Source organism: Streptomyces mobaraensis NBRC 13819 = DSM 40847, from assembly GCF_017916255.1.
GTDB lineage: Bacteria > Actinomycetota > Actinomycetes > Streptomycetales > Streptomycetaceae > Streptomyces > Streptomyces mobaraensis.
Genome location: NZ_CP072827.1, coordinates 2,027,682 through 2,042,588 on the forward strand (window position 1 = coordinate 2,027,682; position 14,907 = coordinate 2,042,588).

17 protein-coding genes and 1 riboswitch are annotated in these 14,907 nt (G+C 75.2%); of the genes, 11 read left to right on the forward strand and 6 right to left on the reverse strand.

The annotated features are described in order from the left end of the window. Window positions 1-108: 108 nt before the first annotated feature. Together J7W19_RS08235 and J7W19_RS08240 are read left to right on the forward strand one after the other, a co-directional pair. On the forward strand, window positions 109-720 hold the full coding sequence (locus J7W19_RS08235; protein ID WP_004946572.1) for a DUF4126 domain-containing protein: 612 nt from the start codon (window positions 109-111) through the stop codon (window positions 718-720). 49 nt (window positions 721-769) lie between these two features. Continuing rightward, window positions 770-2,230, forward strand: coding sequence for a phytoene desaturase family protein (locus J7W19_RS08240; RefSeq protein ID WP_040890320.1), 1,461 nt, complete (start codon window positions 770-772; stop codon window positions 2,228-2,230). A gap of 216 nt (window positions 2,231-2,446) precedes the next feature. Here J7W19_RS08240 and J7W19_RS08245 read toward each other — a convergent pair whose 3' ends face one another. Together J7W19_RS08245 and metF are read right to left on the reverse strand one after the other, a co-directional pair. Then, window positions 2,447-3,325 (reverse strand): hypothetical protein, encoded by an 879-nt coding sequence (locus tag J7W19_RS08245; protein WP_004946578.1) that lies wholly within the window; start codon window positions 3,323-3,325, stop codon window positions 2,447-2,449. Window positions 3,326-3,365: 40 nt separating this feature from the next. Further along, on the reverse strand, window positions 3,366-4,283 hold the full coding sequence (gene metF, locus J7W19_RS08250; protein ID WP_051072631.1) for a methylenetetrahydrofolate reductase [NAD(P)H]: 918 nt from the start codon (window positions 4,281-4,283) through the stop codon (window positions 3,366-3,368). 476 nt (window positions 4,284-4,759) lie between these two features. On the opposite strand from metF, the gene J7W19_RS08255 reads away from it, so the two are divergent. From J7W19_RS08255 to J7W19_RS08275, 6 genes are read left to right on the forward strand one after another with little or no spacing between them, the layout of a single operon-like run. Beyond that, entirely contained in the window at window positions 4,760-4,870 is a 111-nt protein-coding gene (locus J7W19_RS08255) for a keywimysin-related RiPP (RefSeq protein ID WP_106429645.1), read from the forward strand. 24 nt (window positions 4,871-4,894) lie between these two features. Next, the gene (locus J7W19_RS33630; protein ID WP_275450989.1) at window positions 4,895-5,971 is read left to right on the forward strand and encodes an asparagine synthase-related protein; all 1,077 of its coding nucleotides are present in this window, start codon (window positions 4,895-4,897) and stop codon (window positions 5,969-5,971) included. Between the two features lie 5 nt (window positions 5,972-5,976). After that, window positions 5,977-6,768: an asparagine synthase-related protein gene (locus tag J7W19_RS33635; protein ID WP_275450990.1), complete on the forward strand. Its 792-nt coding sequence runs from the start codon at window positions 5,977-5,979 to the stop codon at window positions 6,766-6,768. 57 nt (window positions 6,769-6,825) lie between these two features. After that, the gene (locus J7W19_RS08265; protein ID WP_004946593.1) at window positions 6,826-7,080 is read left to right on the forward strand and encodes a lasso peptide biosynthesis PqqD family chaperone; all 255 of its coding nucleotides are present in this window, start codon (window positions 6,826-6,828) and stop codon (window positions 7,078-7,080) included. Then, complete coding sequence (locus J7W19_RS08270) at window positions 7,077-7,523, forward strand: lasso peptide biosynthesis B2 protein (RefSeq protein ID WP_004946594.1); 447 nt, start codon at window positions 7,077-7,079, stop codon at window positions 7,521-7,523. Before J7W19_RS08265 ends, J7W19_RS08270 begins: the two co-directional genes overlap by 4 nt. After that, complete coding sequence (locus tag J7W19_RS08275; protein ID WP_004946595.1) at window positions 7,520-9,307, forward strand: ABC transporter ATP-binding protein; 1,788 nt, start codon at window positions 7,520-7,522, stop codon at window positions 9,305-9,307. The genes J7W19_RS08270 and J7W19_RS08275 overlap by 4 nt, the downstream gene beginning before the upstream one ends. Window positions 9,308-9,324: 17 nt before the next feature. On the opposite strand, the gene J7W19_RS08280 is transcribed toward J7W19_RS08275, so the two are convergent. The 4 genes from J7W19_RS08280 to J7W19_RS08295 form a co-directional block, all read right to left on the reverse strand. Further along, window positions 9,325-9,804, reverse strand: a complete 480-nt coding sequence (locus J7W19_RS08280; protein WP_004946599.1) for a hypothetical protein — start codon at window positions 9,802-9,804, stop codon at window positions 9,325-9,327. A 70-nt stretch (window positions 9,805-9,874) separates the two neighbouring features. Beyond that, on the reverse strand, window positions 9,875-10,552 hold the full coding sequence (gene thiE / locus J7W19_RS08285) for a thiamine phosphate synthase (protein WP_004946602.1): 678 nt from the start codon (window positions 10,550-10,552) through the stop codon (window positions 9,875-9,877). Between the two features lie 78 nt (window positions 10,553-10,630). Then, window positions 10,631-10,996: an Rv2175c family DNA-binding protein gene (locus J7W19_RS08290; protein ID WP_004946605.1), complete on the reverse strand. Its 366-nt coding sequence runs from the start codon at window positions 10,994-10,996 to the stop codon at window positions 10,631-10,633. A gap of 165 nt (window positions 10,997-11,161) precedes the next feature. Then, window positions 11,162-12,331, reverse strand: a complete 1,170-nt coding sequence (locus J7W19_RS08295; RefSeq protein WP_233478246.1) for an NAD(P)/FAD-dependent oxidoreductase — start codon at window positions 12,329-12,331, stop codon at window positions 11,162-11,164. 245 nt (window positions 12,332-12,576) lie between these two features. Then, a riboswitch (TPP riboswitch) is annotated at window positions 12,577-12,689 on the forward strand. Between J7W19_RS08295 and thiO the strand changes: the two genes are divergently transcribed. From thiO to J7W19_RS08310, 3 genes are all read left to right on the forward strand, one after another. Next, window positions 12,687-13,883: a glycine oxidase ThiO gene (thiO, locus tag J7W19_RS08300; RefSeq protein WP_004946610.1), complete on the forward strand. Its 1,197-nt coding sequence runs from the start codon at window positions 12,687-12,689 to the stop codon at window positions 13,881-13,883. It overlaps the preceding riboswitch by 3 nt. After that, window positions 13,880-14,101, forward strand: a complete 222-nt coding sequence (thiS, locus tag J7W19_RS08305; RefSeq protein ID WP_004946612.1) for a sulfur carrier protein ThiS — start codon at window positions 13,880-13,882, stop codon at window positions 14,099-14,101. The genes thiO and thiS overlap by 4 nt, the downstream gene beginning before the upstream one ends. A 1-nt stretch (window position 14,102) precedes the next feature. Beyond that, window positions 14,103-14,906 carry a thiazole synthase gene (locus J7W19_RS08310; RefSeq protein WP_004946614.1) on the forward strand — a complete coding sequence of 268 codons (804 nt, stop codon included), beginning with the start codon at window positions 14,103-14,105 and terminating at the stop codon, window positions 14,904-14,906. The last annotated feature ends 1 nt before the right edge of the window (window position 14,907 follow it).

Consider the following 14,907-nt stretch of genomic DNA (forward strand, 5'->3'; position numbering starts at 1 on the left):
GCCCCACTCTTCCGCCCGCCGGGGCGGGGGCTCATCCGTACCGCTACTCACCCCGTACTCAACCCGAGGCGTCCGGCGGGCTGAGTACGCCCGCCTACGATCGTCCCCATGTCCGTACTCCCCATGGTGTTCACCAGCGGCTGGGCGAGCGGGATCAACGCCTACGCGGTGGTCCTGCTGCTCGGCCTGTTCGGCAGGGCCGGCGTCGGCGGCGACGTGCCCGAGGCGCTGCAGCGTCCCGAGGTGCTGATCGTCGCCGGTGTGCTGTTCCTCTGCGAGGCCGTCGCCGACAAGATCCCGTACGTGGACACGGTGTGGGACGCCGTCCACACCCTGGTCCGGCCCGCCTGCGGAGCGATGGTCGGGGCGCTGCTGGCCGGGCAGAGCGGCGGTTCGCTCTCGGAGGCGGCCTATGGGGCACTGGGCGGGACGACGGCGCTGGTGATGCACCTGGTGAAGATGAGCACGCGGATGGCGGTCAACACCTCGCCGGAGCCGCTGAGCAACATCCTGCTGAGCGCCGCGGAGGATCTGGGCGTCGCCGCCCTCGTGGTCTTCGCCCTGTTCCACCCGGCGGTCGCCGCGGGCATCGCGGGGACGCTGCTGGTCCTGGGGATCGGGACGGTGGTGGTCCTGTGGCGCCGGGTGCGCGCGTTCTGGCGACGGCGCAAGGAGCGGAAGGCGGCGCGGCGGGAGGGGCGCGCGACGGCCCCGGCGTAGGCGGAGGCGGCCCCCGGCGGCGTTTCCGGTTCCGGATAGGGTCGGCCGCATGGCACGAATTGCGGTGATCGGCGCCGGCATGGGCGCCATGGCGGCTGCCGCCCGGCTGGCCGTCGCCGGCCACACGGTGACGGTGTACGAGCGCGGCGAGACCCACGGCGGAGGCGTCGGGCGGTTCGCCCGGGACGGCTTCGTCTTCGACACGGGACCGCAGCTGCTGCACCTGCCCGCCGTCTACCGCGACCTCTTCGTCAAGACCGGCAAGGAGTCCCTGGAGCAGAGCGTCGGCCTCACCCAGGTGGACCCGGCGAGCGCCCATCTCTTCGCCGACGGGACGGCGTTCGCGCTGCCCAACGCCTCGCGCGCGGGCGTCGTCCGGGCGCTGGACGAGGCGGTGGGCACGGGCGCGGGCGAGCGCTGGAGCGAGTTGGTCAACCGGGCCCGGGAGGCGTGGGACGCGACGCGGCGCCCGCTGCTGGAGGAACCGCTGAGCGCGGACCCCGCGGAGCGGGCGGCCCTGGCCCGCGACGCGTACCCGGCCCGGCGCGGCCTCTTCCGGCGCAGCGCGCCGGCCACCCTCGCGGCCGTCGCCGCCCGGGAACTGCGCGACCCCCGGCTCACCGCCCTGCTGGAGAGCCACGCGCTGGCCTACGGCCTCGACCCGCGCACCGCGCCGGCGAGCGCGACCGTCCTGCCGTACCTGGAGCAGACCTTCGGCAGCTGGTACGTGGCCGGCGGGCTGCGCGGCCTCGCCGACGCGCTGCACCGGCGGTGCGTGGCCCGGCGGGTGGAGTTCCGGTTCGGCGCCGAAGTGGCCGGTGTGGTCGAGGAGGACGGCCGCGCGGCGGGCGTCCGGCTCGCGGACGGGACGGTCGAGGAGGCGGCGTTCGTCGTCACCGGCGCCCCGGACGCGGCTTCCGCGCCGTCGTCCCCCGGCCGGTTCACCGTCTTCCTCGCCCTGCGCGGGGAGCGGCCGGCGGGGGTCGCGCACCGCACGGTCGTCCACGCGGCGTCGCGGGAACGCGAGTTGGCGGGCGTCTTCGACGCCGCCGGCCCTGATTACGCCCCGACGGTCACCGTCCTCCGCCCCGACGACCCGGCCGTCCGGCCCGACGCCGGGCACGAGGCGATCACCCTGACGGCGACGGTCGCTCCGCACGGCCGCGTCGACTGGGCGGACGCCGAGGTCGTCACCGCGTTCGCCGACCGGATGCTCCTGGCCGCCGAGGCGGCCGTTCCCGGGCTGGCGGAGCGGGTGGTGTGGCGGGAGGTGCGGACGCCGGCCGATACGGAGCGGGTCACGGGGGCTCCGGGCGGGGGCGTGCCCGCGCCCGCGTTGAGCGGGGGTGGGGGTGCGTTCCTTTTCCCCGGCAACGCGGCCGAGTTGACCGGGTTGTACCGGGTGGGTGGGTTTGCCCATCCGGGGGGTGGGCTGGCGCACGCGGGGATGTCGGGGGCGTTGGTGGCGGGGTTGATCGTGGAGGGGGAAGGGTTTCGGGGTTCGCAGTGAGGGTGCCCCGGCCCCACCCTTTCACCGTTTCTTGCAGGGGCTCCGCCCCCGCACCCCCGAAACCGCGCTCCGCGCGGTTGTCCTCAAACGCCGGACGGGCTGGAGTGGGCACCCCATTCAGCCCGTCCGGCGTTTGAGGACGAGCGGCGAAGCCGCGAAAGCGGGGTCTGGGGCGCAGCCCCAGGAAACGGCGAAAGGGAGGGACCGGGGCACCCCTCAATACCCGTACCCCTGCGGCGGAGCCGGCGGCACCTGCCCCTCGCCACCGCCCTGCCGCTGCTGCGGCACCCACACCCCACCCGGCGGGGTGTCCATGTCGTACTGCCCGTACTGACCGTACTGCTGACCCTGCTGCTGGCCGTACTGCTGCGGATAGGCACCTTGCTGCCCGTACGCGTCGTACGGCTGCTCGTACCCCGGCGCCGGCTGCACGCCGGCCCCGGCCCCGATGTACGGATCGGAGTACGCCGGGTACTGCTCCTGGCCCTGGCCGTAGCCGTATCCGCCGCCGCCGAACACGGAAGCCGCCTCCTCGACGACCGGGAAGGCCGCCGTGTCGCCGGGCCCCGGCGCCGCGGGCCCGGGCATCCCGTGCTCGTCGGTCGGCTGCTGGGGCACCGTCGGCATCATGGCCGTCGCCGCGCCCGCCTCCGCCGCCGTCAGCCGCTTGCGGCCGGCGCCCGGGGTGCCGGGGGCGGGAGGCGCGTCGGACGCGGCCGGGGCCGCGGTCGCGCCGCGCTCGGGGCGGCCGCGCCGGCGCCCGCCGCCGCCCCGGGAGGCGGAGCGGGAACGAGAACCGGGAGCCGGACCGGAAGCGGCCGGCCCGGCCTCGTCCCGGCCCTTGCGCCGCAGCGCCCAGCCCGCGGAGAAGCCGCGCCGGAACGACAGCGTGACGTAGACCTGTCCGATCGCGAACGCGACGGCGCCGACGGCGATGACGGCCACGGACGGGATGACGACACCGGCCACCACCCCGAGGAAGCCGGTGAACGCGAGCAGCCGCCACCGCAGCCGGGCCTTGTACTGAAACAGCACTTCGCCGAGCAGCCACAGCCCGACGACGCCGAACGCGATGTAGAGGACCGTCCAGCCCATGAATCGCCCCTCCAGTCCGGCCGCCGCGACCGGCGGGCCGTCAGGACCGCTGGTGCAGTCCCAGGTTCTCGTAGATTTCCAAGGTGGCCGTGGAGTGGTTCAGGGTAATGAAGTGCAGCCCCGGAGTCTCCTCGGCCATCAACCGGGCACACAGCTCCGTCGCGTACTCGATCCCGATCGAGCGTACAGCCGCCGGATCGTCCTCCACCGCGCGGATCCGCTCCGCGAGGTCCGCGGGGAAGGCGGCGTTGCTGAGCTGCGCGAACCGTTCGATCTGCCGGACGTTGGTGACGGGCATGATCTCGGGGATGATCGGGGTCTCGCAGCCGGCGGCGTGGACCCGGTCGCGGAGCCGCAGGTAGTCGTCGGCGTGGAAGAACATCTGGGTGATGGCGAAGTCGGCGCCCGCCCGGCACTTGTCGACGAAGTGGCGGACGTCGGTGTCCCAGTCGGTGGAGCGCGGGTGCATCTCGGGGAAGGCCGCGACGCCCACGCAGAAGTCGCCGGACTCCTTGATGAGCCGCACCAGTTCGACGGCGTAGTGCAGCCCCTGGGGGTGACGCACCCACTCCCCGGTGGGGTCGCCGGGCGGGTCGCCGCGCAGGGCGAGCATGTTGCGGATGCCGACGTCCGCGTACTGGCCGATGACGTTGCGCAGTTCGGCCACGGAGTGGTTGACGGCGGTGAGGTGGGCGACGGGGGTGAGGGTGGTGTCGGTCGCGATGCGCTCGGTCGCCCGTACGGTGCCCTCGCGGGAGGAGCCGCCGGCGCCGTAGGTCACGGAGACGAAGGTCGGCGCGACCGCTTCGATCCGCCGGATGGCGTTCCAGAGCGTCCGTTCCCCCTTCTCGGTCTTCGGGGCCGCGAACTCGAAGGAGTACGAACGCTCGCCGGACGCGAGCAGGTCACGCACGGTACGGGCGTGATCCGTCCTGGTGGAGGCAGTGCCTAGGGCCATACCGGTCAAGTTAACCAGCGTGGCGACGATCTTCCCAAGCGGTGTCCACGATCTGGCCGTTTCCCGGCCCCGGGTGTCCGGTACACCCTTCTCCGAACCTTCCCCAAACACCGACTTTCCGGATTTTCCCGGACCGGCGGGCGAGATTCCGGATTCCCGTCCAGACGAATTCGCGTCCGCTCTTCGAAGAGAATACCCCCGCGGGAATGACTCGCGAAGCCGCACCCACTTTCCCTTTCTTTCACGACCGACACATTCCGTCCCAGTGACCGACGCACGGGCCACACCGCACTCCCGATTCGGCCATGATTATCTGACTTGAAATGCGATGAATCGTTTTGGCGTGCCTAGTATGGCCATACGCCCTACGGCCGAACCGGATACCGACCCGCTGCCGGGGCGCCTCTCTCCAAGGGAGCACGGCCGGCCGGACGGATTTCGGGGCGAAAAAGGGTACTCCCATCAAAGGAGACGTCATGAAGAAGACGTACGAAGCTCCCACCCTGGTCAAGCGCGGCACCTTCCGGGCCAAGACCGGCCTGCTCCGCACCTCGGGCAACGACCGTCTGATCCTCAGCAAGAACTGACGACGGCCGGAGACAGAGGGCTGAATGCCTACGCCTCGCGAGGCGGGGGGAGCGGGCCCGGGCGCCGCGTCCTTCGTGGTCCTTCCGGACTGCGACGACGCGCTCACCGCGGCCCGCTCCCTCATCCGCCAGGACACCCGGGACAGCCAGGACATCCAAGACATCCAGGCCCCTCACTACACCCGGACCATCCCCCACCCCTCCGGCCGGCCCTGGATCGCCGGCCGCTGGCACGACGAGGACGTCACCGCCGTACGGGCCGGCCGGGCCGCCCTGGCGGTCATCGGCTGCTGCCCCGTCCGGCCCGAGGAACTCCGCCGACGGGCGGAGGCGCTGCGCGACCTGACCGCCCTGGACGCCCTGGCCCGGGCCCTGCCCGGCCGCTTCCACCTGGTGGCCGCGCTGGACGGTGCCGTCCGCGTCCAGGGCACGGCGTCCGGTCTCCGGCTCGTCCACCGCGCCACCGTCGGCGGCGTCGAGGTGGCCGCGAGCGACGCCCTGCCGCTGGCCCGCGCCCTGGACTCCACGCCCGACGAGGAGGAGCTGGCCGTCCGCCTGCTGTGGCCGGTCCCGCACCCCCTCTTCGCCACGTCGCCCTGGCGCGGCGTCACCGCCGTCCCCGCCGAGGACGCCCTGTACGTGTCCCGCGACGGGCGTACCGTCCGGCACTCCCGCTGGTGGACGCCGCCCGAGCCGGTGCGCTCGATGGCCGGCGGCGCGCCCCTCGTGCGCCAGGCGCTCACCGAGGCCGTGGCGGCCCGCACCCACCGGGGCTCCACGGTCAGCTGCGACCTGTCCGGCGGGCTGGACTCCACCTCCGTCTGCTTCCTGGCCGCGGCCTCCCCGGCCCGGGTGATCGCGAGCACCTGGCCGGGGCGCGACCCCGCCGACAGCGACCTGGCCTGGGCCCGCCGCGCCGCCCGCCACCTGCCGCACGTCGAGCACGTGGTGTGGGACGCGGACGAGTCGCCGCTCGTCTACACCGACCTGCTGGACATCGACGAGCCGATGGACGAGCCGACCATCGGCGTGATGGACCGGGCCCGCGTGCGCTGCACCACCTCCCGGAGCTCGCCCGCCGCGGCAGTTCGACGCACCTGACGGGCATCGGCGGCGACCACGTCGCCTGGTGTTCGGAGGGCTACTACCACCGGCTGCTGCGGACGCGCCCGTGGTTCGCGCTGCGGCAGTTGCGCGGCTTCCGCACCCTCTACCAGTGGCCGCTCGCGCCGGCCGTGCGCACGCTCGCCGACTCCCGCCCCTACGGCCGCTGGCTGGCGGGCACGGCGGCGCGGCTGCGCGATCCGCTCCCGCCCGGCGTGGAGGGGGCGCTGGGCTGGGGCACCGCGCCCCGGCTGTTCCCCTGGGTCACCCCCGAGGCCGCCGAGGCCGCCCGGCGGGCCCTGCTCCGGGCCGCCGCGACCGCCGAGCCGCTCCACCGCGACCGCGGGCTCCACCAGGACCTGGAGCAGATCCGGATCTGCACCCGGATCGTCCGCCAGTGGGACCTGATGGCCGCGCGGACGGGCCTGCCGACGGCGTCGCCGTTCTTCGACGACCGGGTGATCGAGGCGTGCCTGGCCGTCGACCCGCGCGCCCGCGTCACCCCCTGGGCGTACAAGCCGCTGCTGGGGGCGGCGATGCGCGGGATCGTCCCGGACGCCTGCCTGGCCCGCACCGACAAGGCGCACGCCTCGATGGACGCCTCGAACGGCCTGCGGGAGCACCGGGGCGACCTGGTGAAGCTCTGGGAGGACTCGTCGCTGGCCCGGCTGGGGCTGGTCGACGCGGGCGAGCTGACCGCCCTCGCCCAGCGGCCCGCCACGCCCGGCCTGGGCGACGCGATCCTCTACTCCACGATCGGCTGCGAGGTGTGGCTCCGGACCCTCGCCCGCTGACCGCCCACCGGATCGACCGCGGACGACGGCGTCCGCAGGACAGGAAGGGAAGGCTCCATGGCACTGCGGTTCGCCCCGGACGTCGCCACCGCGGAGACGGAGTACGGCACGGTCCTGCTCGACCAGCGCAAGGGCCGCTACTGGGAGCTCAACCCCACCGGCACGCTCGTCGTCCGCACGCTGCTGGACGGCGGCGGGGAGGCGGACGCGGTGGAGGCGCTCGTCGGCGCGTTCGCCGTGGACCGGGAGCGGGCCGCCGCGGACGTCGCCGCGCTGGTCGCGCTGTTGCGGGACGCGGGGCTGGCCGCATGACCACGCCCAGCGCCCTGGTCCGGCCGTCGGACGTGCCGTTCCCCCGGCGGCTGGCCGCCCGGCTCGCCCTGGCCGTCGCCTTCCCGCTGGCCCTGCTGCCGCCGCACCGGCTCCGCGCGGTCCTCGCCGTGCTCCGCCGGGGTGCCGCCCCCGCCTCGTACGAGCGGGCCGGCGCGGCGCGGCGCGCGGTGTGCGCGGTCAGCCTGTACTGCGCGGGGCCGCGCGGCTGCCTGCCGCGGTCGCTGGGCACGGCGCTGCTGTGCCGGTTCGGCGGCTGCTGGCCGACGTGGTGCACCGGCGTGCGCAAGGTGCCGCCGTTCAGCGCGCACGCCTGGGTGGAGGCGGAGGGCCGGCCGGTGGACGAGGGGGTGCCGGACGACTACTTCGGCCGGCTGCTCACCGTGGCCCCCGGCCCGTCGCCCCGGAAGCGGCCGCTGCCGTGACGCCGGCCGGGACCGGACGGCGGGACGGGCCGGGCGCGGTCCGCACGGTTTTCCGGCTCACCGCCGGCCACCGCGCGGCGCTGACCACCGCCATCGTCCTCACCCTGGTGGGGTCGGCGCTGGGGCTGGCGCAGCCGCTGCTCGCCCAGCGGATCGTGGACGCGAGCGCGGACGGCCGGCCGCTGTGGCCGCTGGTGTTCCTGGCCGTGCTGTTCGCGGCCGAGGCCGGCACGGCGTCGGTGGGCCGCTTCCTCCAGGAGCGGATGGGCGAGGGCGTCGTCCGCGGGCTGCGCCACCGGCTGACCGGCCGGCTGCTGCGGCTGGAGATGCGGGAGTACGAGCACCACAGGACCGGCGACCTCGTCTCCCGCGTCACCGTCGACACCACCGTCCTGCGCGAGGTCCTCTCCCAGGCGCTGGTGGACCTGGTCACCGGTTCGCTGGCGTCGGCGGGGGCGGTGGCCCTGATGCTCTGGCTCGACCCGCTGCTGCTGCTCCTGGTCGCCCTCACGGTGGCGGCGGCGGCCGCGGTCGTGACCGGTGTCCTCAGCGGGCTCCGCACGGCCTCCGAACGGACGCAGCACGCCGTCGGGGCCATCGCGGCCGACCTCGAACGGGCCCTGGGCGCCCTGCCGATGGTCCGGGTGCACCGGGCGGAGGAGCGGGAGGCGGCCCGGATCGGGGAGCGGGTGGACGCGGCGTACGGCGCGGGGGTCCGCACCGCGCGGCTGGCGGCGGTGATGAGCCCGGCGGTCGAACTGGCCGTCCACGGCTCGTTCCTGCTCGTCCTGGTCATCGGCGGGCTGCGGGTGGACGGGCGCACGCACAGCCTCGGCGACCTGGTCGCCTTCCTGCTGTACGCCAGTTATCTGGTGGTGCCGCTGTCGTCGGTGTTCCACGCGGCGGGGCTGCTCCAGCGGGGCGTGGGGGCGCTCGGGCGGGTGGAGGAGGCGCTCGCGCTTCCGGTGGAACCGGCGGGGGCGGAGCCGCCCGGCCCGGACGAGCCGTGCGCACCCGCTCCCTCCCCCGTCTCTCCTGCCCCGTCCTCCCCGCCCGTCCTGGCCCTGGAGGACGTCCGGTTCGGCTACCGCCCCGGCCGGCCGGTGCTGCGCGGCGTCTCGCTGGAGGTGCCGCCGCACCGGCAGGTCGCGCTGGTGGGCAGGTCGGGGGCGGGGAAGAGCACGGTCTTCGCGCTGGCCGCCCGCTTCTACGAACCGGACGCCGGCCGGCTGCTGTTCGACGGCCGCCCGGCCGCCGGGATGACCCGCGCCGAGTGCCGGGCGCGCATCGCCGTCGTCGACCAGAACACCCACGTCGTCCACGGGTCCCTGTGGGACAACATCACCTACACCGCACCGGGGGCGAGCCGGGCCGAGGTGCGGCGGGTGGTCGAACTCGCCCGGCTCGACGAGGTGGTGGACCGGCTGCCGGGCGGGCTCGACGGGCCGGTCGGGGAGCGGGGCGCCTCCCTGTCGGGCGGCGAGCGGCAGCGGGTCGCCCTGGCCCGGGCGCTGCTCACCCGCCCCGCGCTGCTGCTGCTGGACGAACCCACGTCCCAGCTCGACGCGGTCAACGAGCTGGCGCTGGGGCGGGTGATGCGGGAGATCACCGAGGAGTGCGCGCTGCTGGTGATCGCCCACCGGCTGTCCACCGTGCAGAACGCCGACCGCATCGTCGTCCTGCACGAGGGCCGGGCCGTCGCCTCCGGCCGGCACGAGGACCTGCTGTCCGGCTGTGCCGCCTACCGCGAGCTGGCGGCGGCACAGATGCTGCGGACGGGCTGAGGGCGGGGCCGAGAGGGTCAGCCGCCGAGCTTCGGCAGGCCGGGCAGCTTGGCGCCGCCGCTCTGCCGCGCGAAGGTCTCCTTCGGCCCGCCCTCCCAGGAGACGACCATGGAGGTGGCGTCGGACTTCTCGATGATTCCCCTCGTGCGCTTGTCGCCGCCGTCCGAGCACTTGAGGGTGAGGGACTTCCCGCTGACGGTGCCGGAGCAGGTGCGCTTGCCGCCGTCGGACGCCAGGGCCGCCTGCCCGGCGACGATCGTCAGGGCGACCGGTCCCTCGGCGGACTGCGCCAGGTAGGCGCCCCCGGGAGAGCTGATGAGCTTGTCCTCGGCCCCGGCGCCCTTCGCGCCCTCGCTCGGAGCGGCGGACTGCCCCGCCGACCGCGCCGGCTTGGCCTCGTCCTTCTTGCCGTCCTTGTCGTCGCTCCCGCTGGAGCACCCCGTCATCAGCACAGCGGCGATGAGAGCCGCCCCCGTGATCTGTGCCGCCTTGCGCACTGCGCGTTCTCCTTCGTCGTGTTCGTCGCCGTCCATGATTGAACGCGGACACGACAACCTACCGGAGGCGTCAGTCGCGCTCGCGGATCCGGCGGGCCAGCCGGGCCGCCGCGTCACCGGGGTCGTCGGCCTCGGTGAGGGCGCGGACGACGACGACGCGCCGGGCCCCGGCGTCCAGGACCTCGTCGAGGTTGCGCTCGTCGATGCCGCCGATGGCGAACCACGGCCGCTCGGGCCGCAGCGCGGCGGTGTGCCGCACCAGGGACAGGCCGGGCGCGGGGCGGCCGGGCTTGGTGGGAGTGGGCCAGCAGGGGCCGGTGCAGAAGTAGTCCACGCCCGGTTCGCGCATCGCCGCCTCGGCCTCGGCCTCGCTGTGCGTGGAGCGGCCGATCAGCACGTCGTCGCCGAGGACGGCGCGCGCGGCGGGCACGGGCAGGTCGCCCTGGCCCAGGTGCAGGACGTCGGAGCGGATGGCGTGGGCGACGTCGGCGCGGTCGTTCACCGCGAGCAGCCGGCCGTGCCGGCGGGCGGCGTCGGCCAGGACGGCCAGGTGCTCCAGCTCCTCACCGGCCTCCATGCCCTTGTCGCGGAGCTGCACGACGTCCACACCGCCGGCGAGGACGGCGTCCAGGAACTCCGGCAGGTCGCCCTGGCGCTTGCGGGCGTCGGTGCACAGGTACAGCCGGGCGCCGGCGAGGGCCTCCCGGGCCGTCGGGGCGTGCGGGAGCGTACGGGCGGTGGCGGACATCGGGTTTCCCCCCGGGGTCGGCGGTGCGCGGACGGGACGGGCCCGCCCGCGCACCGCGGGCTGTTCACTGCGGAACGGTCAGACGGCGAGCGCCTGGGCGCGCCGCTTCACCTCCGTGCCGCGATTCTCCCGCAGCGCCTGCGCGGGCGTGCCCGGCAGGGTGGGGTCCGGAGTGAACAGCCACTCCAGCATCTCCTCGTCGGTGAACCCGTCGTCCTTGAGCAGCGTCAGGGTCCCGGCCAGGCCCTTCACCACCTTGCCCTCGCCGATGAAGGCGGCGGGCACCTGCAGCACCCGGTTCTCCCCGCGGCGCACGGCGATCAGCTGGCCCTCCTTCACCAACTGCCGTACGCGCGTCACCTCCACGTCGAGCATCTCGGCGATGTCGGGGAGGGTGAGCCACTCGGAGACGAGGGCATCGATCTTCGTGTCAATCTCGGTCACGGGACAAGCGTGCCATCCTCCACGGACAGCCGGTACCCGGGGACACCCGGGGGTGTCGCCCCTCCAGCCCGTCCGGCGTTTGAGGACAACCGCGCGGAGCGCGGTTTCAGGGGGTCCGGGGGGCTTGCCCCCCGGGAAACGGCGAAAGGGCGGGACCGGGGCCCCTCACCCCACCGCCGACTTCAGCGGCACCGCCGGATCGGCCACCCGCTCCCGGTCCACCACCGCCCCCTTCTCGATCAGCTTCCGCCCCTGCGCCAGATCCCGCGGCCGTCCCACCGCCAGCACCGCCACCAGCACCCCGCCCCGCAACCAGCACACCGTCCACGCGGCCCCCGCCGGATCCCCCCGCCACACCAGCTCGTCGGCGGCGGCATGATGCCCCGCGTACTGCACGAACCGCCCGAACTGCTCGGACCAGAAGTAGGGCACCGGGTCGTAGACCGGCCCCTCGGCCGGCCCGTGCACGATGTTCGCGGCGACGGTCTTCGGCCCCTGGAGGGCGTTGTCCCAGTGGTGGACGAGGAGCCGTTCGCCGTACCGCGCGGAGGGGAAGGAGGCGCAGTCCCCGACCGCGTACACGTCCGGGACGGACGTCCGCAGCCGGTCGTCGGTGACGACGGAGCGGTCCGCCGCGAGTTCGACGCCCGAGCCGGCCAGCCAGCCGGTGGCGGGCCGCGCGCCGATGCCCACGACGACGGCGTCGGCGGTGAGCCGGGTGCCGTCGGCCAGCAGCACGGCGCCGGGCTCCAGGGCGGCCACCCGGGCGCCGGTGAGCAGCCGGGCGCCGCTCTGCCCGTACCAGTCGGCCATGTGCGCGGCGACCTCGGCGGGCAGCGCGCCGGCCAGCGGGCGGTCGGCGGCCTCGACGACGGTCACCCGGCAGCCGGCCTCGCGGGCGGCGGTGGCGAACTCGGCGCCGATCCAGCCGGCCCCGACGGCGACCACGTCGCCCTTCCGCTCCAGCAGCGGACGCAGCCGCTCCGCGTCGTCCAGGGTGCGCAGCAGATGCACGCCGGGCAGGTCCTCGGCACCGGGCAGCCGGACCGGCTCGGCGCCGGTGGCCACCACCAGGACGTCGTACGGAACCGGGCCGCCCGGCGTGTCCACCTCGTGGTCGGCGGGCCGCAGCCCGGTGACCTCGAGACCGAGCCGGAGCTCGATGTCCAGCGACGCGAAGTCGACCTCGAAGGCGGACCCGTCCGCCTTGCCGAGCAGCACCGCCTTGGACAGCGGCGGCCGGTCGTAGGGCGGATGGGGTTCGGCGCCGAGCAGGGTGATCGTGCCCTCCCAGCCCTGCTCGCGGAGGGCGACGGCGGTCTGCACACCGGCCATGCCGGCGCCGGCGACGACGACGCGCCGCCGCGCCGCGCCCCCGGCCGTCTGCTCGGACCGCTCGGCGGCCGTACCACTGCGGGTGTTCGTCTGCTCACTCACCCGATCACTGTAGGCGGGCGGACGAGGTCTCCCGGAGCACCGTGCGGCGAGACCTCCGACACAACACGGCCGCGCCGCGCGCCCCCGGACCGGTCCCCGCCGCCTTCCGCCGCGTTCGCGGCCCGTACTAGGGTGGCCGGTGCACAAGCACTCGCGGGAGCCCGGACGGACCGGGCTGAGAGGGAGGCTGGACGGCCTCCGACCGTACGAACCTGATCCGGGTCATGCCGGCGAAGGGAGGGGCTGGACGCCCATGCACGCGTCTACGCGCACCGGACCGTACGACGTCCTGGTGATCGGCGGCGGGATCATCGGCCTGGTGACCGCCTGGCGGGCCGCCCAGCGGGGCCTGCGGACCGCCGTCGCCGACCCGTCGCCCGGCGGCGGGGCCGCCCTGGTGGCGGCCGGGATGCTGGCCGCCGTCACCGAACTGCACTACGGCGAGCAGGCGCTGCTCGCCCTCAACCTGGCCTCGGCCCGCCGCTACCCCGACTTCACGGCCGAGTTGGAGGAGGCGAGCGGCCGGGACACCGGCTATCGCGCCTGCGGCACCCTCGCCGTCGCCCTCGACGCCGACGACCGCGCCCACCTGCGCGAACTCGGCGCGTTCCAGCGGCGCTGCGGGCTGGAGGCGGAGTGGCTGACCGGCCGCGAGTGCCGCCGCCTGGAACCGATGCTCGCCCCGGGCGTCCAGGGCGGCCTGCGGGTGGACGGTGACCACCAGACCGACCCCCGGCGGCTGGCCGCCGCCCTGCTGACCGCCTGCGAACGCGCCGGCGTGACCCTGCGCCGCGCGGCCGTCGCCCGGGTGCTGCTCGACGGCGACCGGGCCGCGGGCGCCGAACTCGCCGACGGGGAGCGGATCGCCGCCGGCCAGACCGTGCTGGCGGCCGGCAGCCACAGCGCCCGGGTGGCCGGGCTGCCCGACGCCGTCCTGCCGCCGGTCCGCCCGGTGAAGGGCCAGACCCTGCGGCTGCGGATCCCCGAGGCGTACCGGCCGTTCCTCTCCCGCACCGTCCGCGCGGTCGTCCGCGGCAACCCCGTCTACCTGGTCCCCCGGGAGAACGGCGAGCTGGTGATCGGCGCGACCACCGAGGAGCTCGGCTGGGACACCACCGTCACCGCCGGCGGCGTCTACGAACTGCTGCGCGACGCGCACGAGCTGGTGCCCGGCCTCACCGAACTGCCGCTCGCCGAGACGTCCGCCGGGCTGCGGCCCGGCTCCCCCGACAACGCGCCCCTCCTCGGCCCGACGGACCTGCCCGGCCTCCACCTGGCCACCGGCCACCACCGCAACGGCGTCCTGCTGACCCCGCTCACCGGGGACGTCATGGCCGAAGCGCTCACCACCGGGCGGCTGCCCGAGGAGGCCCGCCCGTTCACCCCCCGCCGGTTCGCCGCCCCGGCCGGCCCCCGCCCGGCCTCCCCCGTTCAGGAGCCCTCCGCATGACCGACGTCCACACCGTCCACGTCAACGGCGAGCGGCGCGCCGTCCCGTCCGGGACGACCCTCGCCACGCTCGTCGCCGGCCTCACCGGCCGCCCCGACTCCCCGGGCGGCGTGGCCGCCGCCGTCAACGAGGCCGTCGTCCCGCGCGGCCGCTGGGCGGACACGCCCCTGCGCGACGGCGACCGCGTCGAGGTCCTCACCGCGGTGCAGGGAGGCTGACGTGGCGGACGACGTGCTCACCATCGCCGGCACCCCGTTCACCTCCCGCCTGATCATGGGAACGGGCGGGGCGCCCAGCCTCGACGTCCTGGAACGGGCCCTGCTCGCCTCCGGCACCGAACTGACCACCGTCGCCATGCGCCGCCTCGACCCGGCGGTCCGCGGCTCGGTCCTGTCGGTCCTGGAGCGGCACGGCATCCGGGTACTGCCCAACACCGCCGGCTGCTTCACCGCCGGCGAGGCCGTCCTCACCGCCCGGCTGGCCCGCGAGGCGCTGGGCACCGACTGGGTGAAGCTGGAGGTCATCGCCGACGAGCGGACCCTGCTGCCCGACCCGATCGAGCTGCTCGACGCGGCGGAGATCCTCGTCGACGACGGCTTCACCGTTCTCCCCTACACCAACGACGACCCGGTCCTCGCCCGCCGCCTGGAAGACGTCGGCTGCGCCGCGATCATGCCGCTGGGCTCCCCCATCGGCTCCGGCCTCGGCATCCGCAACCCGCACAACTTCCAGCTCATCACCGAGCGGGCGAAGGTCCCGGTGATCCTGGACGCGGGCGCGGGCACGGCGTCGGACGCGGCGCTCGCCATGGAGCTCGGCTGCGCGGCGGTGATGCTCGCGTCGGCGGTGACGCGCGCCCAGGAGCCGGTGCTGATGGCGGAGGCGATGCGCCACGCGGTCGAGGCGGGGCGCCTCGCGCACCGGGCGGGACGGATCCCGCGCCGCCATTTCGCGGAGGCGTCGTCGCCGACGGCGGGTATGGCGGTGTTGGATCCGGAACGGCCGGCGTTCAGCGCGCGCTGAG